Annotated in this window: 16 protein-coding genes; 13 read left to right on the top strand and 3 right to left on the bottom strand. The window is 66.6% G+C overall.

The features are described 5' to 3' along the window. Positions 1-3: 3 nt before the first annotated feature. The 11 genes from FGU65_RS02565 (at position 4) to FGU65_RS02515 (ending at position 13,344) form a co-directional block, all read left to right on the top strand. On the top strand, positions 4-336 hold the full coding sequence (locus FGU65_RS02565; protein WP_301662830.1) for a hypothetical protein: 333 nt from the start codon (positions 4-6) through the stop codon (positions 334-336). Continuing rightward, positions 314-2,305 (top strand): V-type ATP synthase subunit I, encoded by a 1,992-nt coding sequence (locus FGU65_RS02560; RefSeq protein WP_301662829.1) that lies wholly within the window; start codon positions 314-316, stop codon positions 2,303-2,305. Before FGU65_RS02565 ends, FGU65_RS02560 begins: the two co-directional genes overlap by 23 nt. After that, complete coding sequence (locus tag FGU65_RS02555) at positions 2,299-3,741, top strand: ATP synthase subunit C-like protein (protein WP_301662828.1); 1,443 nt, start codon at positions 2,299-2,301, stop codon at positions 3,739-3,741. The genes FGU65_RS02560 and FGU65_RS02555 overlap by 7 nt, the downstream gene beginning before the upstream one ends. Positions 3,742-3,756: 15 nt before the next feature. Next, positions 3,757-4,347, top strand: a complete 591-nt coding sequence (locus FGU65_RS02550) for a V-type ATP synthase subunit E (protein WP_301662827.1) — start codon at positions 3,757-3,759, stop codon at positions 4,345-4,347. Continuing rightward, positions 4,344-5,507 carry a V-type ATPase subunit gene (locus tag FGU65_RS02545; RefSeq protein WP_301662826.1) on the top strand — a complete coding sequence of 388 codons (1,164 nt, stop codon included), beginning with the start codon at positions 4,344-4,346 and terminating at the stop codon, positions 5,505-5,507. Before FGU65_RS02550 ends, FGU65_RS02545 begins: the two co-directional genes overlap by 4 nt. Then, a complete protein-coding gene (locus FGU65_RS02540) occupies positions 5,504-5,836 on the top strand; it encodes a V-type ATP synthase subunit F (protein WP_301662825.1) in 333 nt (110 codons plus the stop codon). Before FGU65_RS02545 ends, FGU65_RS02540 begins: the two co-directional genes overlap by 4 nt. Beyond that, positions 5,833-7,626, top strand: a complete 1,794-nt coding sequence (locus FGU65_RS02535) for a V-type ATP synthase subunit A (RefSeq protein WP_301662824.1) — start codon at positions 5,833-5,835, stop codon at positions 7,624-7,626. Before FGU65_RS02540 ends, FGU65_RS02535 begins: the two co-directional genes overlap by 4 nt. Next, a complete protein-coding gene (locus FGU65_RS02530; RefSeq protein ID WP_301662823.1) occupies positions 7,619-9,022 on the top strand; it encodes a V-type ATP synthase subunit B in 1,404 nt (467 codons plus the stop codon). Before FGU65_RS02535 ends, FGU65_RS02530 begins: the two co-directional genes overlap by 8 nt. Before the next feature lies 1 nt (position 9,023). After that, positions 9,024-9,656, top strand: coding sequence for a V-type ATP synthase subunit D (locus FGU65_RS02525; RefSeq protein WP_301662822.1), 633 nt, complete (start codon positions 9,024-9,026; stop codon positions 9,654-9,656). Positions 9,657-10,542: 886 nt separating this feature from the next. After that, the gene (locus FGU65_RS02520; RefSeq protein WP_301662821.1) at positions 10,543-12,849 is read left to right on the top strand and encodes a methyl-accepting chemotaxis protein; all 2,307 of its coding nucleotides are present in this window, start codon (positions 10,543-10,545) and stop codon (positions 12,847-12,849) included. A gap of 15 nt (positions 12,850-12,864) precedes the next feature. Next, positions 12,865-13,344 carry a chemotaxis protein CheW gene (locus FGU65_RS02515; RefSeq protein ID WP_301662820.1) on the top strand — a complete coding sequence of 160 codons (480 nt, stop codon included), beginning with the start codon at positions 12,865-12,867 and terminating at the stop codon, positions 13,342-13,344. Between the two features lie 40 nt (positions 13,345-13,384). Here FGU65_RS02515 and FGU65_RS02510 read toward each other — a convergent pair whose 3' ends face one another. The 3 genes from FGU65_RS02510 to FGU65_RS02500 all read right to left on the bottom strand — a co-directional run bounded on the left by FGU65_RS02510 (position 13,385) and on the right by FGU65_RS02500 (position 15,740). After that, positions 13,385-14,209 carry a ZIP family metal transporter gene (locus tag FGU65_RS02510; protein WP_301662819.1) on the bottom strand — a complete coding sequence of 275 codons (825 nt, stop codon included), beginning with the start codon at positions 14,207-14,209 and terminating at the stop codon, positions 13,385-13,387. Between the two features lie 62 nt (positions 14,210-14,271). Further along, on the bottom strand, positions 14,272-14,823 hold the full coding sequence (gene dps / locus FGU65_RS02505; RefSeq protein WP_301662818.1) for a DNA protection during starvation protein: 552 nt from the start codon (positions 14,821-14,823) through the stop codon (positions 14,272-14,274). Between the two features lie 428 nt (positions 14,824-15,251). Continuing rightward, a complete protein-coding gene (locus FGU65_RS02500) occupies positions 15,252-15,740 on the bottom strand; it encodes a hypothetical protein (RefSeq protein WP_301662817.1) in 489 nt (162 codons plus the stop codon). 285 nt (positions 15,741-16,025) lie between these two features. Here FGU65_RS02500 and FGU65_RS02495 point away from each other — a divergent pair, with 285 nt between their 5' ends. Then, positions 16,026-17,336, top strand: a complete 1,311-nt coding sequence (locus FGU65_RS02495) for an STAS domain-containing protein (protein ID WP_301662816.1) — start codon at positions 16,026-16,028, stop codon at positions 17,334-17,336. Between the two features lie 18 nt (positions 17,337-17,354). Then, complete coding sequence (locus FGU65_RS02490) at positions 17,355-19,268, top strand: PP2C family protein-serine/threonine phosphatase (RefSeq protein ID WP_301662815.1); 1,914 nt, start codon at positions 17,355-17,357, stop codon at positions 19,266-19,268. Positions 19,269-19,325 lie beyond the last annotated feature (57 nt).

Genomic DNA, 19,325 nt, shown 5'->3' with positions numbered 1-19,325 from the left:
GGAATGGTTGCCGACGAGATAACCCGGATAAAAGAGGCGGAGCGGGAGGCGATGGCCCTCGTGGCGGAGGCCCGGTCGCGTGCCGAGGCGATCATCGCAGACGCCCGCAGCGAGCGGGAGGCTATCCTGGGGCGCTGGGAGGCCGAAGCCCGGGAGGAGCGCCGGAGGATACTCAGCGATGCACGTGCGGCAGCCGAAGGCGAGGCGGAGCATATCCGGCGCGAAGGAGCGGAGAAAGCGGAAGGAGTGCACCGGAGGGTCCGGAAACGGATCCCGGACGCGGCGGCGCACGTGCTCTCCCGGATAAAAGGTGATGACGGTGCTCTCCCCCGCTGAGATGCTCGTCGTGACGATCGGCGTCCATGCCGCTGAAGCAGAGGCGGCCGCGAGAGCGCTCCACGAGTCCGGGCTTGTGGAGATTCGGGATATCCACGATGGGCCCGGCGAGAACGCACCTGCGCTGACCCCCGGCGAGCGGGCATGGTACACGACCGCTTCCATCGACTACCGGCTGAAGATAGACCGTATTCTCGCCGCGATCAGCGAGAGCGTTCCGGAAAGAAAACCCTCACTGCGCGATCTCTTTGTCCCGCGGTCTACGGAACCGACTCTGGTTCCGGCCTTGCCGTTCCCGGAGATCACCGCAGACCTCGACCGGCTGATCGGCGAGGGCGGGCAGGCGATCGCACTCCAGCAGGAGCTCGCCGGGTTGAGGGAGCGCACCGCAGAACTTGAAGCCGATCTGCAGGCGGCCGGCCGTCTTCGCACGCTGGGCGTGCACCCCGAACACCTCGGCACCGCCGCCTACGTCACCGTCCTCGCCGGCACCGTCCCCGCCGATGCGGCAGAGTCCGTCCGGGACGCCATCGCCGCCCTCGCGACCGACGAGGTGCTGCTGCTCTCCCACGAGACGGACGAGACGGCCGTCTTTGCCATCGCCACCGTGAACGGCCGCCTGCCGGCGGTCGAGGAGGCGCTCGCCGGGACGGCCTGGGAGCCGATCGCCGCACCCGGCCTGGCCGGCACCCCGGAGGAGGTCATCCGCCGTCTCGAAGCCGAGCGGGCGGAAGTGCGGGAGCGTTCGCAGCAGACTGTTGGGGAGATCGCGGCGATCAGGGACGCCCTCGGCGATCTGCTGCAGGCGTACCGGGAGGAGGCGGAGATGCTGCGGGAGGAGGGCGAGGTCTTCAGCCTGACCGGCAGCACGCAGGAGATCGTGGTGATCGAGGGGTTCGTCCGGGCGTCCGACCGTGCCCGGCTCGAGGCGCTGGTCGAGGAGGCGTCCGGCGGCACCTCGTTCTGCCGTTTCTCCCCGCCCGACCCGGCGCGGACGCCCGTTCCGGTCGCGTACCAGAATCCTGCCTGGGCGCAGCCGTTCGAGATGCTGACGAGCTTGTTTGCCGTGCCCCGCTACGGCGGGATCGACCCGACGGTCATCATCGCCCCGATCATCGTCCTCTACTTCGGCTTCATGCTCGGCGACGCCGGCTACGGCCTGGTTCTCGTCCTCGGGGCGTACCTCGGCTACCACCTCCTCAGTCGGAGCAGCCGGTCGGTGCGCGATCTGACGCTTATCCTGCTCGCCTGCGGCGTCTCGGGGATCGTCTTCGGGCTCCTGCAGGGCGGGTTCTTCGGCGACCTTCTCCCGCGGTTCTTCGGCATGGAATTGCCGTTTACCGTCATCGACCCGCTCGCCGAGCCCGTCACGATCCTGGTCGTGGCGCTGGCGATCGGCGTGGTGCAGATCAACGCCGGCCTGCTCCTCGGCCTCCGACAGAACGTCGCGGCGAACCGGACCCGGCAGGGGATCTTCGAGCAGTGCTCCTGGTTCATCCTGCAGCCGGCGGCCGCGGTCCTGGCGCTCGGGTTCTTCGGCTGGGCCACGCTCCCGCCGGCGGCCGAGATCATCGCCGTCATCGGCGCCGTAACCGGGATCGGGATGGTCTTCGTCGCCTACGGCCCGCTCGGCGCGTTCCGGCTGACGAACTTCCTCGGCGACTGGCTCTCCTACACCCGGATCCTGGCGCTCGACCTCGCCACGCTCGGGATCGCCCTGACGATCAACATCCTCACCGGGATGATCGCCGCGATAAGCCCATGGCTCGTCCCGGTGGCCGTCGCCTTCGCCGTCGTCGCCCACACCCTGAACCTGCTGCTGCAGGCGCTCGGCGGGATGATCCACTCGCTGCGCCTCCAGTATGTCGAGTTCTTCGGAAAGTTCTACACCGGCGGCGGCAGGGCGTTCGCCCCGTTTGCGGCCGTGCGGCGGCACAGTCTCCGCTCCGGGGGTGAGAAACGGTGGTGATCGGGATCGGCACCGTCCTCGCCGTCACCGGCGCGGGGCTGGCCGTCGGGCTCGCCGCCGTCGGGTCCGGGATCGGGGTCGGGATAGTCGGCGCCGCAGGTGCGGCCGCGCTCGCAGCCCGCCCCGAGAAGTTCGGGACCTCGCTCGTCTTCCAGGCGGTGCCGCAGACGCAGGGGATCTACGGCCTCCTCGTCGCCGTCCTGATCCTCCTCTCGACCGGCCTCCTCGGGGGAGAGGGGGGCGAGGTCTCGTTTGCGATGGGGCTTGCCGCCGTCGGCGCAGGTCTTGCCGTCGGCCTCGCCGGACTCTCCGCCATTGGCCAGGGGATCGCGGCCGCTGCCGGGGTCTCGGCCTCCGTCCAGGAAGAACGGTCGGTCGGCCGGAGCCTGGTCTTCTCGGTCATCCCGGAGACCCAGGCGATCTACGGCCTCCTCGCCGCGGTGCTGATCCTCTCGTTCACCGGCCTCCTCGCCGGCGACCTCGCGGTCTCGGACGCGGCCGGGCTTGCCGCCATCGGCGCCGGGGCGGCCGTCGGGTTCGCCGGGCTCTCCGCCGTCGGGCAGGGGATCACCGCCGGCTCCGGGATCACCGCATCCGCCCGGCGGCCCGAGGCCTTCGGCAAGAGCCTGGTATTCTCGGTTGTCCCGGAGACCCAGGCGATCTACGGCCTCCTCGCCGCCATCCTGATCATGGCGTTCACCGGGATCCTGACCCAGGACGTCACCGCAACAATCGCGTCCGGGTTTGCGGCCATCGGTGCGGGGCTCGCCGTCGGGCTTGCCGGGCTCTCCGCCATCGGCCAGGGGATCACCGCGGCGGCGGGGGTCTCGGCGACGGCGGAGAAGGACGAAGCCTTCGGCAAGAGTCTGGTCTTCTCGGTCGTCCCGGAGACCCAGGCGATCTACGGCCTGCTCACCGCCATCCTGATCATGGCGTTCACCGGGATCCTGACCCGGGACGTCACCGCAACAATCGCGGCAGGGTTCGCGGCCGTCGGCGCCGGGTTCGCCGTCGGGCTTGCCGGGCTCTCCGCCATCGGCCAGGGGATCACCGCAGCGGAGGGCGTCTCCGTGACCGCGGAGGACGACGAGATGTTCGGCCGGAGCCTGGTCTTCTCGGTCGTCCCGGAGACCCAGGCGATCTACGGCCTCCTCGTCGCCGTCCTGATCATGGCCTTCACCGGCATCCTGACCCAGGACGTCACCGTCACCGCCCTCGTCGGGCTGGCGACGATCGCAAGCGGGCTTGCTGTCGGGTTCGCCGGGCTCTCGGCGATCGGCCAGGGGATCACCGCCGCGGCAGGCATCCAGGCCACGGCCCGCTCCGGCGCCGCCCTCGGCCGGAGCCTGATCTTCGCCGTCATCGCCGAGACCTTCGCCATCTTCGGGCTGCTCGTCGCCATCCTGATCCTCTTCGGGATTGGCATCTTCGGATAATACAGGTGACCAGACGTGACTGTGGAAGCAATCATCGAACGAATTCTGGCTGAATCACGCCGTCGCGCCGCAGGTATCGAAGAGGAGGCGAACGACGAAGCCGCCGCGCTCCGCCGGCAGGCGGAAAAGGAGGGACGGCGGACGCATGCACGGGCGTGCGAGGAGGCCCGGCGGGAAGGTATGGTCATAGCCGGCCGGATCCTCTCCGTGGCCCGGATGGACGCCAGAACAGCGGTGAACGAAGCGCGGTCCGCAGCGATCCGGGACTGCATCAGGCGGGCCGAGGCACAGTTTCCCGCGCTCGCCGCCTCGCCGGAGTACCCCGCAATACTCGGCCGGCTGATCGCGGAGGGGCTCCGCGACCTTGGCGGGGAGGAGGCGGTGATCGCAGGGCGGGAGGAGGATCTCCCCCTGATCCGGGAGGTTGCCCGGGAGGCTGCGGCCGTGACGGCGCCGGACGGCGAGGTTCCGACCGGCGGGGCGGTTCTCCGCTCGAAGGGGGGTGACCGCCGCGTCAACCAGACGTTCGAAGGTCGCCTGCAGCGGATGCAGCGATCGGTCGTCATGGAGGTTGCAGCGCGGCTTTTTTCGGAGGAGGAGCCGTGATCCCGGAGATCGGAGACCTGCCGGTGGACGGCGGGCCCGCCCTCGTCGTCCTGATAGGACTCGGCCTGGCCGTCATCATCGGCGTGCTGGTCGTCCTCTTCATCCCGGTGATGGAGATCGCCCGGTTCGTCCACCCGATCGCCTACGTCAAGGCGACCGGCACCCCGTTCGTCGAGCGGCGGGAGATCTCCCCCCTCGCCGTGACGGGCGAGCCCGGTGAACTCCTCGCGGTCCTGCGTGCCCGCGGCCTCTTCGAGGAGGTGCCGTCCGACGCCGCCGATCTCCGGCTGCCCCTGGCGGCGTGGCACCGACGGGAACTTGGCACTCTGCAGCAGGCGGCACCGGCGGCGATTGCGCCGTTCTTGGAGGCGGCGATGATGGAATTTGAGATTGAGACACTGAAGAGCGCGATCATGCGGAAACACCTGGACAGCGCGCCGGCAGGGATCGTAGACGAACTCCTCCCCGCCGGCCGGATGGACGCCGCGACGCTGCGGCGGATTGCAGAAGCGGCCGGCATGGAGGAGGTGGCCGAGATCATCGGGGACGCACCGTACGGCGAGGCGTTCCGCGACGCGCTCGAGGGCTACCTCGAGGACTGGCGGGCAGGCCCGCTTCTCGCCGCCCTCGACCGGTTCTTCTACGCCGAACTTTCGCGAGGGGTGCTCCGCAGCGGGCAGCAGCACCGCCAGCCGCTGGCAGCGTACGTCGGCGCCCGGATCGACCGCGTCAACGTGGCGACGGTTCTCGCGGCGAAGGCGACCGGCGCCTGCCGCGAGGAGGTGGTGGAGCACCTCATCCCCGCGGGGCTTGCCCTCGAGATGCAGGTGCTCGAACATATGGCGGAGGCGGGTTCCGTCCCCGAGGCGATGAACATCCTCGAAGGGACGGACTACTGGCCGGTCCTGGCGCCGCTGATCCCGAAGTACGAGACCGGGGGCGAGACCACTGCGATCACCACGGCGCTTGAGACCTCCTTCCTCGACTACGCGACGATGCTCGGCGGCGCCTACCCGCTGACCGTCGGGCCGCTCCTCGAGCACATGGCGGGGCTGGCGTACGAACGCAGAAACCTCCACGCCGCACTCGTCGGCGTACTGACCGGGGCGGATCCCGACCGTATCCGGCGGCTCCTCGTCGTCAGGGGGGCGGCCGCGTGAAGATCGCCGCGATCGGAGGGACGCGGATGGTCGCCGGGTTCGCGCTCGCCGGGGTGAAGCGGACGTATTTCGCCGCCGACACAGAGACCGCGGCCGAAGCGCTGCTCGACTGCATCCGCGACCCGGAGGTCGGCGTCATCCTCCTGCAGGAGAGCCTCGCCGTCCTGATCGCAGATCTCCTCGAGCGGGTGCGCAGCGAAAAGGGTGCGTTCCCGATGATCGTCGCGTGTCCGGGGGAGGAAGGGCGGATACCGCACGAGGACCGGTTCGCCCGGTCGGTCCGGGCGCTGGCAGCGCTCGGGATGCGCGAGAGCGGGGGGACGGCATGACGATCACCGGCGAGGTCGTCAGGATAGCGGGCGCCGTCGTCTCTGCGAAGAACCTGGCCGGAGCCCGGATGTACGACGTCGTCCGGGTCGGCGACAAGCAGCTCGTCGGGGAGATCGTGGTGCTGGAGGGCGACGTGGCAACGATCCAGGTCTACGAGGAGACCGAAGGAATAGCCCCGGGCGAGCCGGTGACGACGACCGGAATGCCCCTCTCGGCCGAACTCGGCCCCGGGCTCCTCGGCACCACCTACGATGGGATCCAGCGGCCGCTGGAGATCCTCCTGGCCGAAGGCGGCGACTTCATCGTCCGGGGCGTCCACGCGCCCGGTCTCCGCCGCGAATGCGGGTGGGACTTTACCCCGGCGGTCCGTCCGGGCGACCGGGTGGTGGGCGGCGACACCCTCGGGGCGGTGGTCGAGACGGAGGTGCACGAGCACCGGGTGATGGTGCCGCCCACGCTGCAGGGTACGATCGCGGAGATCGCACCCGAAGGGCGGTATACGGTCGATGATGTCGTTGCAACCCTCAAAGGCGATGGCCGGACGCAGACAGTCCGGATGCGGCAGTACTGGCCGGTGCGCCAGCCCCGCCCGGTACTGCGGCGGCTCGAGGCGGCCGACCCGCTCATCAGCGGGCAGCGGGTGATCGACACCTTCTTCCCGCTCGTGAAGGGCGGGACCGCGGCGCTGCCCGGGCCTTTCGGCGCCGGAAAAACGGTCGTACAGCACCAGCTCGCCAAGTACGTGAACGCAGACATCATCGTCTATGTCGGCTGCGGCGAACGCGGCAACGAGATGGCCGACGTGCTCCGGCAGTTCCCTGCCCTCGTCGACCCGACGACCGGCAAGAGCCTCATGGACCGGACGGTGCTGATCGGGAACACCAGCAACATGCCGGTGGCGGCACGCGAGGCGAGCGTCTACACCGGGATCACCATCGCCGAGTACTACCGGGACATGGGCTACGACGTTGCCCTGATGGCCGACTCCACCTCCCGGTGGGCCGAGGCGATGCGGGAGATCTCCGGCCGGCTCGAAGAGATGCCGGGGGAGCAGGGCTACCCCGCCTACCTCGCCTCCCGCCTCGCCGACTTCTACGAGCGGGCCGGCCGGATGGCCGTCCTCGGCAGCTCGGGCAGGACCGGGTCGGTGACGGTCATCGGCTCGGTCTCGCCGCCCGGCGGCGACTTCTCCGAACCGGTGACGCAGAATACCCTCCGCGTCGTCCGGGTGCTCTGGGCGCTGGACGCCGACCTGGCGCACGAGCGGCACTTTCCGTCGATCAACTGGCTCACCTCCTACTCGGCCTACGCAGGGGCGGTGCAGGGCTGGTGGACAGCGCACGCGGCGCCCCGCTGGGAGGAGTACCGCACCGAGATGATGGGTGTCCTCCAGGCGGAGAGCGAACTTTTAGAGACGGTCCAGCTCGTCGGGGAGGATGTACTCCCCGAAGAGGACCGGCTCGTCCTCGTCCAGGCACGGCTGATCCGGGACGGGTTTCTGATCCAGTCTGCGTTCCACCCGGTCGACACCTACTGCCCTGCCGAAAAGCAGTATCTGATGCTCGACCTGCTCGCCCGGTTCTACCGCCATGGACAACGGGCGGTCGCCGCCGGCGTCTCCGCGGCGGCGGTCGGCGGACTTGCTGTGAAGAGCCGCATCGAGCGGATGCCGTTCGTGCCGGATGAGCGGTTCGCCGGGGAGCATGCAGTGATAGCGCAGGAGATGGACGAGGCCTTCGCCGGGCTTACGGCGGGCAAGGCTGCCTACGGGGTGACGCCGCGTGGCTGATAACCCGCCTCCCAGAGCCCGGGAGTACCTCACGGTGACGCGGGTGACCGGCCCGCTGATAACCGTCGCCGGGGTGGCGGACGTCGCCTACGGCGAGGTAGTCGAGATCACCGTGCCGTCCGGCGAGCGGCGGGCAGGCCGGGTGCTGGAGAGCAGGGAGGATACCGCCGTCGTGCAGGTCTTCGGCGGGACCGAAGCGGTCGACACTCTCCGCACGTCGGTGCGGTTCACCGGGGAGACGATGAAGATCGGGGTGACCGAGGCCCTTCTCGGGCGGATCCTCAGCGGCACCGGCGAACCGATCGACGGCGGGCCGCTCATCATCCCGGATGCGATGCGGGAGATCTCCGGCAGCCCCATCAACCCGTCCGCCCGGGACTTCCCCCGCGACTCCATCGAGACGGGCATCTCCGCGATCGACGGGATGAACACCCTGGTGCGGGGGCAAAAACTCCCGATCTTCTCGGGCTCCGGCCTTCCCCACGCCCGCCTGGCGGCGCAGATCGCACGGCAGGCGCGTGTCCGCGGCCAGGCCGAGTCGTTCTCGGTGGTCTTCGCAGCGATGGGTATCACCTACGAGGAGGCCGATTTCTTCATCAGGAACTTCCGGGAGACAGGAGCGCTCGAGCAAGCCGTCGTCTTCGTGAACCACGCCGACGATCCGGTGATCGAACGCCTCATCACGCCGCAGATGGCGCTCACCGTCGCGGAGTACCTCGCCTTCGACCTCGGCTACCACGTGCTGGTCATCCTGACCGATATGACCAACTACTGCGAGGCGCTCCGCGAGGTGGCGGCCGCACGGGAGGAGGTGCCGGGCAGGCGGGGGTATCCGGGCTACATGTACACCGACCTTGCCGCCATCTATGAACGGGCGGGCAGGATCAAAGGGCGGGAGGGCTCGATCACGCAGATCCCGATCCTCACCATGCCCAACGACGACATCACCCACCCGGTTCCCGATCTGACCGGCTACATCACGGAGGGGCAGATCGTCTTCTCCCGCGACCTGCACCGGAAGGGGATCTACCCGCCGATCGATCTGCTGCCGTCGCTCTCCCGCCTGATGCAGGGCGGGATCGGGGAGGGGCGGACGCGGGAGGACCACGCCGCCGTCAAGGACCAGCTCTACGCCGCGTACGCACGGGGGCGGCGGCTCCGAAGCCTCGTCGCGGTGGTCGGCGAGGAGAGCCTCGGCGACATCGACCTCCTCTACCTGACGTTCGCCGACCGGTTCGAGGCGGAGTTCCTGCAGCAGCAGGAGAACGAACGACGGACGTTCGAGGAGACGCTGGATACTGCGTGGCAGCTGCTCTCCATGCTGCCGGAGAGCGAACTCGTGCGGATCGAGCCCGCCCTCATCGAGAAGTACTACCCCGGGGAGGCGGACGGGTAGCATGGCCGGGCAGATCATCGCCGGCACCCGCCCGACCCGGATAGAGTTGCAGCGGCTCCGGAAACGCCGGGAGGTGGCGGAGCGGGGGCGCGACCTCCTCGAAGACCAGCTGAACGCGATGCTGCTCGAGTTCTTCCGGCGCTATACGGAGTACCAGGCGGACCGGGCCGCCTTCGACGCGGTGCTCGCGGAGGCCTACGCCCTGGAGCGCGATGCGGAGATGATCGACGGCCCGGCGGCGATCCGGGAGGCCGGCTACGCCGTACCCGATGCCGGCGACCTTCCCCTCCGCGAGCGATCGGTCCTCGGCCTGCGGATGCCGGCGCTCGGGGAAGCGCCGGAGATTCCTGCGTCCTGCCCGATCGGCGCATCGCCGCAGATCGTCATCGCCGCCGGCCGGTTCGCCCGGGTGCTGCAGCAGGCGCTCCTCCTCGGGGAGAAGGAGGAGACACTCCGGGCGCTCGAGCGGAGCATCACCCGGACCCGCCGGAAGGTGAACGCGATGGATCGTGTCCTGATCCCCCGCATCGTTGAGACGCTGCGCTACATCGAGGAGCAGCTCGAAGAGCAGGAGCGGGAGGATCTCTACCGCAGGAAGATCACCAAGGCAAAAAAGCGGGGCGGGGCCGGGTAGCCCCCCCATATACGCTACCGTACCCTATGGGTGCACCGAAATTCCTGTTGCTATCGGCGGGGTCCAGGCACGTGATGAGGTCGCATCTCTTGCTCCGGATGACCGCAATCCGGGGTATTCGGGGGCACGGCTTTCCCCTGGGTATCGCCATGACCGCCCCCGCCCCTTGAGGGGTGGGGTTGATGCGGTCCTGGGGATCTTCGCGGGAGACAGGGGAGGGGAAAACCCCTCCCCGGGGGCGCTTAGCCGCCACGGCTCACGGCACGGGGAGACGCCCGGAAAAAAGGGCGTCCCCGGGACAAGCCTCATCAGGGGAAGAACGCGGTATACGCTTGAATCCCCCGTATCTAAGGTTAGCGCTAATGGGGTAACCCCCCTGCGCGCTGTGCAGCCTCCTGCGCTCTCTTTTTGCCGGTGCCGATCCGGCCGCTGACACCGGGGAAGACACCGAAAACACGGATGGCGTGCTGTATTTTCATCCGGAGCGATGCCCGAAAACAGGGTTTTGAGGGGCGAATCGATCCGGGGGAAAAAGCGTGCTTAATAACGAGGATCTGTTCAAAAAAATACATATTCTCTGATTTAATTTAGAAAAAGTATTCAGGCAACGATAAAATGTCATCAATATGTTAATATACCCGAACTTGGTACAGAAATGAGGTACCAGCTGCGCACGCCACCGAGAGGCTGTGCACTGCACAACGACTACCGTATCGCAGCAGGCCGGATATGAGACGCAATCGGTGCCTTTTCTTCTGAAAGGCCTCCCGTCGCGGCCTGCGGACAGGTACGGCAGCCGTCTCCGTTCATGAAGAAGAAATCTCTGCGAAGAGTCGCCGTACATCGGAAATGAGCACCTTTCGACAGACAACCAGGGTGATTGGCATTGGATACAGCAGCACTGCAGACAGCACTTGACCGGATCATCGCCGGGGAGTATGCCTCCCGGCTTGATGAGAACACCGTTGGAGACGAACTCCGGCCGCTCGCGAGCCGGATCAACGCCGCACTGGCCGCACTGGAGGAGCGCGGTGCGTCTCACCAGGAGGAACTGACCGTAGCAGCCGCTCTCAAGAGGCAGTTTACGCAGATGATCCAGGACAACCCGCTCGCGATCGCGGTTCTGCGGGCAGACAAGAGCCGCATCGACATTAACGATGAGTACGCCCGGATGTGGCGGGGAACCCGCGAAGAGACCCTGCAAAAGAAGCTCTACGACTACGACATCACGGTCATCGGCGGCGACGACTTCTATGCCTGCTACGAGACCAAGAAGCGGGCACGGACCGACGTCCTCGCGAAGTGGCCCGACGGCGTGCAGAAGTACCTGACCTTAAACGCCATCCCGATCCTCGACGGCAGCGGTGAGATCGAGATAGCCTTCTACGTCTGGAACGACTGGACCGAGCAGCATGACAAAGAGGAAGAGGTCACGAAGGCGCAGCAGCGCGTCGACACGATGATCCAGGACAACCCGCTCGCCATCGCCGTCCTGCGGGCAGACAAGAGCCGCATCGACATCAACGATGAGTACGCCCGGATGTGGCGGGGAACCCGCGAAGAGACGATGGCAAAGAAGCTCTATGACTACGACATCACGGTCATCGGCGGTGACGACTTCTACGCATGCTATGAGACGAAGAAGCGGGCACGGACCGACGTCCTCGCGAAGTGGCCCGACGGCGTGCAGAAGTACCTGACCTTAAACGCCATCCCGATCCTCGACGGCAGCGGTGAGATCGAGATGGCCTTCTACGTCTGGAACGACTGGACCGAGCAGCAGAACCTCGTCGATGAGGCGCAGCAGAAGGCCGCCTATATGGATCAGGAGGTTAACCGCCTCGCCGGAAACCTGAACCTTCTTGCGGCCGGGAACCTCGAGTTCGATCTCGTTATCGCTCCCGCCGACGAACGCACCGAAGAGATCCGGCAGAACTTCGTCACGATCGCAGAGAACCTGGCGCAGGTCCGCAACAACGTCGGCGCGATGATCGACGACGCCGAGATGCTCGTCGAGGCTGCCATGTTCGGCAGACTCACCACACGGGCGGATGCCGCAAAGCACGAGGGCGGGTTCAGGACCGTGGTCGAGGGTGTCAACAAGACGCTTGATGCTATCGTTCACCCCATCGACGAGACGATCCGTGTCTCGCAGCACTACGCACAGGGCGACTTCTCGGAACGGTTCACCGAGAAACTCAAGGTCGCCGGTGAGTTCCAGAAGCTCAAAGAGGCGCTGGACAACATCGGCGTGCAGGTCTCGACGACGCTCGGCGAGATAAACCAGGCCATCGTACAGGTCGAGGATGGCACCGCCGAGACGAGCAAGGGCTCGGAGGAGATCGCAAAAGCCGCCGAGCAGGTCTCGAGCACGAGCCAGCAGTGCGCCGACCTCGCCAGGCAGGTGCTCGACCAGATCGAGGATATCGACCGGCAACTCGCCGACCTCTCCGCCTCCAACGAGGAGATCGCCAGCACCTCGCAGGATGTCCTCGAGCGGGCGCAGAACACGGCCAGCCAGGGCAAGCAGGCGCAGAGCCTCGGCGACGAGGCGAACCAGAAGATGAAGATCGTCGAGGGGATCGCCCGGCAGAGTGTCGAGGAGATCGAGGGGCTCAACGCCCAGATGCGCGAGATCAACAACATCGTGAAACTCATCACCGACATCGCCAACCAGGTCAACCTGCTGGCGCTGAATGCAGCCATCGAGGCCGCCCGTGCCGGGGAGCACGGCCGCGGGTTTGCGGTCGTCGCCGGAGAGGTGCGAAACCTCGCCGGCGAGGCGAAGGGCGCAACGCAGCATATCGAGAAGGTGATCGGCGGTATCCAGACGAGCAGCGAGAAGACCGCAAGCGCGATCACGTCGGCCCATGCCGAGATCGGGGCCGGCGTCGCGAGCGTGACCAAGACGATCGAGGCGCTCCACACCATCATCAGCGAGGCCGACGTGGTCGCGCACGGCCTCGGGGAGATCGCCCGTGCCACTGAAGACCAGGCAAACAGCACCAATAAGGTCGTGCAGGGGATGGCGGAAGGCACGCGCCTCACGAAGGAGACTCAGAACCAGATGGACGACCTTGCGGCGCTCGCCGAAGAGGCCAGCGCCTCGACCGAGGAGATCGGCAGCGCAGCCCACGAGATCAACCAGATGGCCGGCGAGCTCCGTTCGAAGATGCAGCGGTTCCGGATCTGATACAGGGGATGCAGTATGGCAACAACCATCGATGTGGTGGAGTTCCAGCTCGGACGAGAGCACTATGCCCTCGACATCCAGCTTGCGCGGGAGATCGTGGAGATGATGCCAATCACTCCGCTCCCCCGCTCACCCGGGTATATCGCCGGGATCATCAACCTGCGGGGCGAGATCACGAACATCCTCAACTTAAACGCCCTCCTCGGGCTGCACGACGGGGAGAACCCCGAGAACCGGAAGATCATCGTCCTGGTTCCGGAGGCAGCCGGCGGCTCGAACGTCGGGATCATCGTCGACGACGTCAGCAGCGTCCGCCAGGTGAACGACCGGGACATCGACACGATGGACGATGCGGCCTCGAACGCCGCCTACGTCAAGGGGATCATCAAACTGGGCGTCGAGGACGAAGGCGACGGCCGGGAGACCGACCGAACCGACCTGATCATCTGGCTCGATATCCGGCGCCTCCTGCGGGAGCAGGTGGCGACCGCCTAGAAACATATTTTTTGCACGCTCTCGCTCCGTTCGAAGCCGGTCACCCGAAGGTGACGTCGAGCGCCATCATCGTTACGAACCCGGCGAGCAGGCTCATCGTGGCAAGGTCGGTGTTGCCGCTCCTCTGCGACTCCGGGATGACGTCCTCCCCGACGACGAAGATCATCGCACCGGCGGCGAAGGCGAGGGCATACGGGAGCAGCGGCTGGATCAGAAGCACCGCAGCAGCCCCGATGACGGCGGCGATCGGTTCCACGACCGCCGAGAGCTGGCCGTACCAGAAACTCCTGAGCCGGGAGTAGCCCGCCCCGGCGAACGGCGCCGAGACGGCAAACCCCTCCGGGAAGTTCTGTAGTCCGATACCGAGCGTGAGCGCAACCGCAGCGCCGAGTGTCTCGTACGGGAGGCCTGCGGCAGCGGCTGCACCGGCGGCGCCGAAGGCCACCCCGACCGCGAGCCCCTCCGGGATGTTGTGCATCGTGACGGCGATGGCAAGGAGCGTCGTCCTCCCGAGGGGCGAGGCCGGCCCTTCCGCTCCCGAGAGGGGAAGGCCTGTGTGGAGGTGCGGGAGGAGGAGGTCGAGCCCCCGCATAAAGACGCCGCCGGCGATGAACCCGATGACCGCCGGGATGCAGGCCGCAAGACCGGTCGATCCGCTAAGCTCGACGGCGGGCAGCAGAAGTGACCAGAAACTGGCGGCGATCATGACCCCGGCTGCAAACCCCAGCATACCGTCCATCCGCCTGCGGTTCATCTTCCGCGTCAGGAAGACGCCCCCGGCTCCGAGAGCGGTCAGCCCCCAGGTGAAGCACCCGGCGAGGAGCGCCTGCAGAACCGGGTCAAGCCCGGCGAAGTCGATGAGCATCGTCTTACTCCGGGGCGGGCAGCATGCGGAGCCGGAAAAGAGGAAGGGACACCTCCCCTCCTCTAGCGAAGGAATTTTGAAACAAAAGGCGAGGTCTCTCCTCTCCGCAGGAAATGGCCTGAAGGCCCTTCTCCGAGGAACTCTGAGAACCATGACTCGTGCTCGATCTCCTCGTTGAGGATCGCGAGCGCAAGATCGTAGGTACGGTGGTCTTTGCCGGCAGTCATGTTGCAGATCTCGGTATACCCGCGTACGGCACACCGCTCCGCGTTCACCAGCACCGTGAGGATCTCCATGACGTTTCGCGGATCCTCCGGGAGACGTGCAGGCTTGCAGGCGGAGATGTTGTGGAACTCCACCATGTCGTTTGGAATGGCGCCGCCCAGTTCATAGATGCGGGGAACAAGCGCTTCGAAGTGGTTGCGGTCTTCGATGCGTGCCGTCTCCGCGATCTCTTTGACCCCCTCTCCCTCAAGCCCGATCAGGTTGAACCGGAGGATGGTATAGTAGTAGTACGTCGTCAGTTCGGCCGATGCATTCTTCACGAGCAGTTCGAGGAGTTTATCGACGTCGACTCCTGCATTTTCTACCATTTCGCGTGCAACTTTCGCCATTTTCATCACACCGATGTTACAATCGGAACACGCAGCACATTCTCATCCGGATATATATAGATTGAGACACCTCGAAAAGAGAAGACCCGCAGGCAAAACCCGGGCGCCGGAGGAGAGGGCAGGGGGGATAGGGGTTCGTGACCTGCGGGAGCCGGGGAGACATGGACTCGTTTGCCGGGAACTTCAGGACTGCCATCGCGTAGCACCGCTACGGGGGCCGGGAGAAGAAGGAACTGGTGCCGGGCATTCCTCAAAATCTTTTTTCTCAATCGCTGTCGGCATGACGGGCACGGAAAATCCGTGGTGTCCCGTCAGTTGATAAAGGCAGGGGAATACGAGGGAGACGATCATCCCCCGTCTTTCCAGAACCGCGGGCGCTCCGTGCACCTCGCGGGCCGCCGCCGGGATAGTGGGCTATCGAGGGTTTTTCAGGGTTTCCGTCTCTCGATGACCATCTCGCAGAAGGCATCTCCCCTGCACCGGGCACGGGTGATGGAGATGGAAAACTCAGGATTCAGGGCCTCTACCGCATGCCCGACATATGCCTGGCAGACGCTGTTGACCTGGAGCGGTGAGATGCCGTGGGCACTCTCCTCCCGGAACATGGCGCAATCGGTCAGCCTGATGACGCTCTCTTCAGGGAATCCTTCGATGAACCGCGTTGTAAACGCCGGCCCGAAGAGGACAACCGAAACGATACCGAGCGTCTGTACGATGTCTGCGGCGTGACCTCTGGGCAGGCCGTACCGGTCAGCGATGGCACGGATCTCCTGACCCATCTCAGAGAACATCCTGGCCTGGAAGGAAGCCGCGGTCTCGCTCTCCGCTTCCTGTCCGAGTGCCAGGACCAGCCGGCCGAGCACGTGGGTGGCCATCTCCCACCGTGTAGCCTCCGGGATATCTTTCACATGCAGCATTGATTCAACCCCATATACGGTTGCAACGAACGGACCGTGAACAATTATCTTATCTTGGCTGGCCGGTATAAAGCGTTTATCCCGGGAGTTGCGCATATCCAGATAGCCGCCGGGCAGCCGCATCCCTCTCCCGCACAGAGAGGCAGGGGCATCCGTTGACCCGGATACCTGGCGCCGGGGGGTCATTCTCCTTCCTGTACTCCCATAGGGCACATCCCCAATTCCTCCGGACTGCTACACGATCCCGCCGGAAGAGAATAATAATCCTTTTCTTACGTCCGGTTGATGCATCAGTGTGATTGCATGGACTGCACGGTGACGCGAGAGGGAAATGTCATAGTAGTATCTGCATGCGGAAGACTGGACGGATTCGGAGCAGAGAAAGTCGACGAACTTCTCCGCTCTTCCCTGCACGAAGGCGACAGGGCGGTCGTCATCGACATGAGCGGTGTGGACTTCATGAGCTCGGCGGGGCTCCGGTTCTTCCAGTCGCTCTATATCACCATGAAAGAGCGCAGCGGCCGGGTCGCCGTCGCCGGCGTCGGGGAGTACGTCCACAAGATCTTTGCGATGGGCGGGTTTCTGCGGGTCATCGAGGAGTATCCCGATCTCGCTGCGGCGCTCGCTGACCTCCGGCCGGCCGGCGGCGAGGCCGAGGAGGCGGGCGGCGCCTTTAGCGACCGGGGCGGAGAGGGTGCGATCCTCCGCTACGCGGGCAGCCTCCGGGCGGCCTATGCCGGGCCGTTCTCGGAACAGGCTATCACCGCCGTCCCGGTGCCGGTCGGGGACTACATGGCCGGGATCGGAGCGGCCGCACCGGATCTCGAAGCAGCAGCCCCACTCGTCGGCGAGATGCTCGGCATCCGCGGCACCGTCTACACCATGCCGGCGGACGGAAACCTCACGCCCGACTACCTCCTGCCCGAGCACCTCGAGGGCGGGCACATCACGCTGGCGAGCGCGTTTCGCGCCGGTGTCGACGGCACGTTCCCGACGCACCTCACCCTCGCGGCGGACGGCCCCGACGGGATAGCGCTGCAGGATATTGTCAAGACGATCGCCAATCACCTCAGCGAGAACGACCCGGACTACACCGGCGTCTTTTCGTTCCTGCTGCGGGGCACCGTCCGGGGCATCTGCAGTGCGGACATCAGATCCTCGCTTCTGGAGGCGCACCGCGCCGCCGGGAAGACGGAACCGGCACAGCCGCACTCGATGTACTTCGGGAAGCGGCCCGGCAGCCTCGCGGCCGATGCGGTCACCGCCACCGATATCGAGCCCCGTTATGACGGTGAGACGCTCATCGCGTTCGGCTACGTCGTCGATCGGGCACGGGCGGAGTCGGCGCTCGACCCCGCGGTCATCGAGCCCCTCACCTACGCCCGGGCGGGTGCTCCGGCATCACCCTTCTTCATCTACGCGACCGGAGCGGTCTACGCCGGCGTTCCCTTCGTGGAGCCGGGAGTCCTCGAGGAGGGGATCGCGACGGCGCTTGAGAAGGGGACGTTCACGGCGCTCCACCACCTCCTTCCGATCGCGAAGCTCCGGAGCGCCACGGTCGGGATCGCGCCGGTCACCCGGATCGAGCGGGTCTAGGCATCGGACGGGGAGGCGATGAGGACTGCAGGCCGCAGGGATCCGGAGATGCCCGCCCGCTCGATCCGGAGTGTCCTTGCAGTCTCGGTCGCTCTCATCATCATCGCCGTCGTCGGTCTGGTGCTGGCGGTCTCGTACCTGCAGGCGAGCGGCGACGCCGTCCGGCAGTACGACACCCTCAGGGAGTACACCGAGCAGAACGGGATCGGGGCGGTCCGCCTCGTCGACAAGGGTCTCGCCCTCGTCGACGACGACCTCAACCCCCCTATGGAGGAGGGGCTCGGGGAGTTTGCCGACGCCTACCGCGCAGCAGGCGGTGATCCGTCCGCGATCGACCTTGCGGCTCTCAGAGACGAACTCGCCCCCGCGTTCCCGGGCGACCTCGACCTCTACATCATCGACGCCGACGGGACCATCCGTTTCTCGACCGTCCCGGACGTCATCGGGGTCGATTTCCGCCAGTTCCCCGCCTTTTATTCCCGCCTGACTGCCATCCGCGAGGGGGACGCCTTCGCCGCCGACCGCGTCGTCCGCTCGATCGAGGACGCCGGCGACCTGAACGTCTCCGGCCGCCTCCGCAAGTTCGCCTACCTCCCGACACCCGACCACCGCTACGTCCTCGAACTCGGGATCGACGCGCCCGAGTTCGCCGATGTGCGGTCGCACCTCTCCTACGCCGACACCGTCCGGACGCTGCTGCAGAACAACCCGGACCTCGCCGCCGTCAGCATCATCGACGTCTACGGCAACGTCGTCGCCGGCACTGGTGTCGGGGAGATTGCGGGTGCCGGGGTCATGGACGTTCTTGCAGACCGCACCTCGGCGACGAGTGAGGACCCCGCCGGCCGGACAACGACCCGCCGGGTCTTCGTCGACCTCCACGACCCTGCCGCGGTGACCGACGGCAGCGTGGTGCTGGAACTGGTCTTCGACCACTCCCGGATCGACGCCATCGGCCAGCACCTGCTGGTCCTCTACTCCGTCATCGGTCTCGCCGCCGCGCTGCTCGGGATCGGGCTTGCCGTATGGCTCTCCCGCTCCGTCGGTGCCGCCGTCGGCGCGGTCATCGACGATGCCGACCGGATCGCCGGCGGCGACCTCGACCATACCGTCCGGGGGCTGAACACGACCGAGTTCGTCCGGCTCGGGGGGAGCATCAACAGGATGGTGCAGCGGATCCGGGAATACAGCGAAGAGATCGAGCGGAAAGAGTCGGAGCTCCGGATCGCCGCCGATATCCAGACCGCGTTTCTGCCCCGCAGCGTCCCGCAGCCCCGGGGGTGCGAGGTGGCGGCGTTCACCCTCCCGGCCAAAGAGGTCGGGGGAGACTTCTACGACTTCTTCGGCCAGGGTGAGGGGCGCTGTGCCCTCGTCATCGCCGACGTGGCCGGGAAGGGCGTGCCGGCCGCACTCTACATGGCGCTCTCCCGGACGGCCGTCCGCACCGTCGCACGCTGGTGCCGGGTACCCGCCGAGACCATCCGCCGGGCGAACAATACCGTCATCGAGGACGCCGGCTCGGTCAGCTTCGTCACCCTCTTCTACGCCGTCGTCGACGAACGGGCACGCACCCTCACCTACGTCAACGCCGGCCACAACCCGCCGATCCTCCGGCGGGCGGACGGAACGTATGAGACGCTCGAGCCGACCGGGCCGGTGATCGGGTTCCTCGAGGATATGGACTACGGCGAGGTCACGCTCCCGCTGCTGCCCGGCGACCTCCTCGTCCTCTACACCGACGGCGTGACCGAGGCGGAGAGCGAAAGCGGCGGGATGCTTGGGGAAGACCGGCTCCGCGCCGTCGTCGAGGAGGCTGCCGACCTTTCCGCCGGTGCGGTCGCGGACGCGATCCGGGACGCCGTCGCCGCGTTCGCCGGCGAAGCTCCGCAGTTCGACGATATCACGGTCGTGGTGCTGCGGGTGATCGAGTGATGCCCGGAGATTCCCATCAGAAGGATTTAACCCGGCTTTTTTGCAAAAGAGTTTATC

Origin of the sequence: Methanoculleus frigidifontis (genome assembly GCF_030464345.1) — an archaeon.
Taxonomy (GTDB): domain Archaea; phylum Halobacteriota; class Methanomicrobia; order Methanomicrobiales; family Methanoculleaceae; genus Methanoculleus_A; species Methanoculleus_A frigidifontis.
The sequence above is the reverse complement of the archived record's forward strand: the minus strand, read 5'-3'. Positions and strand labels throughout refer to the sequence as shown.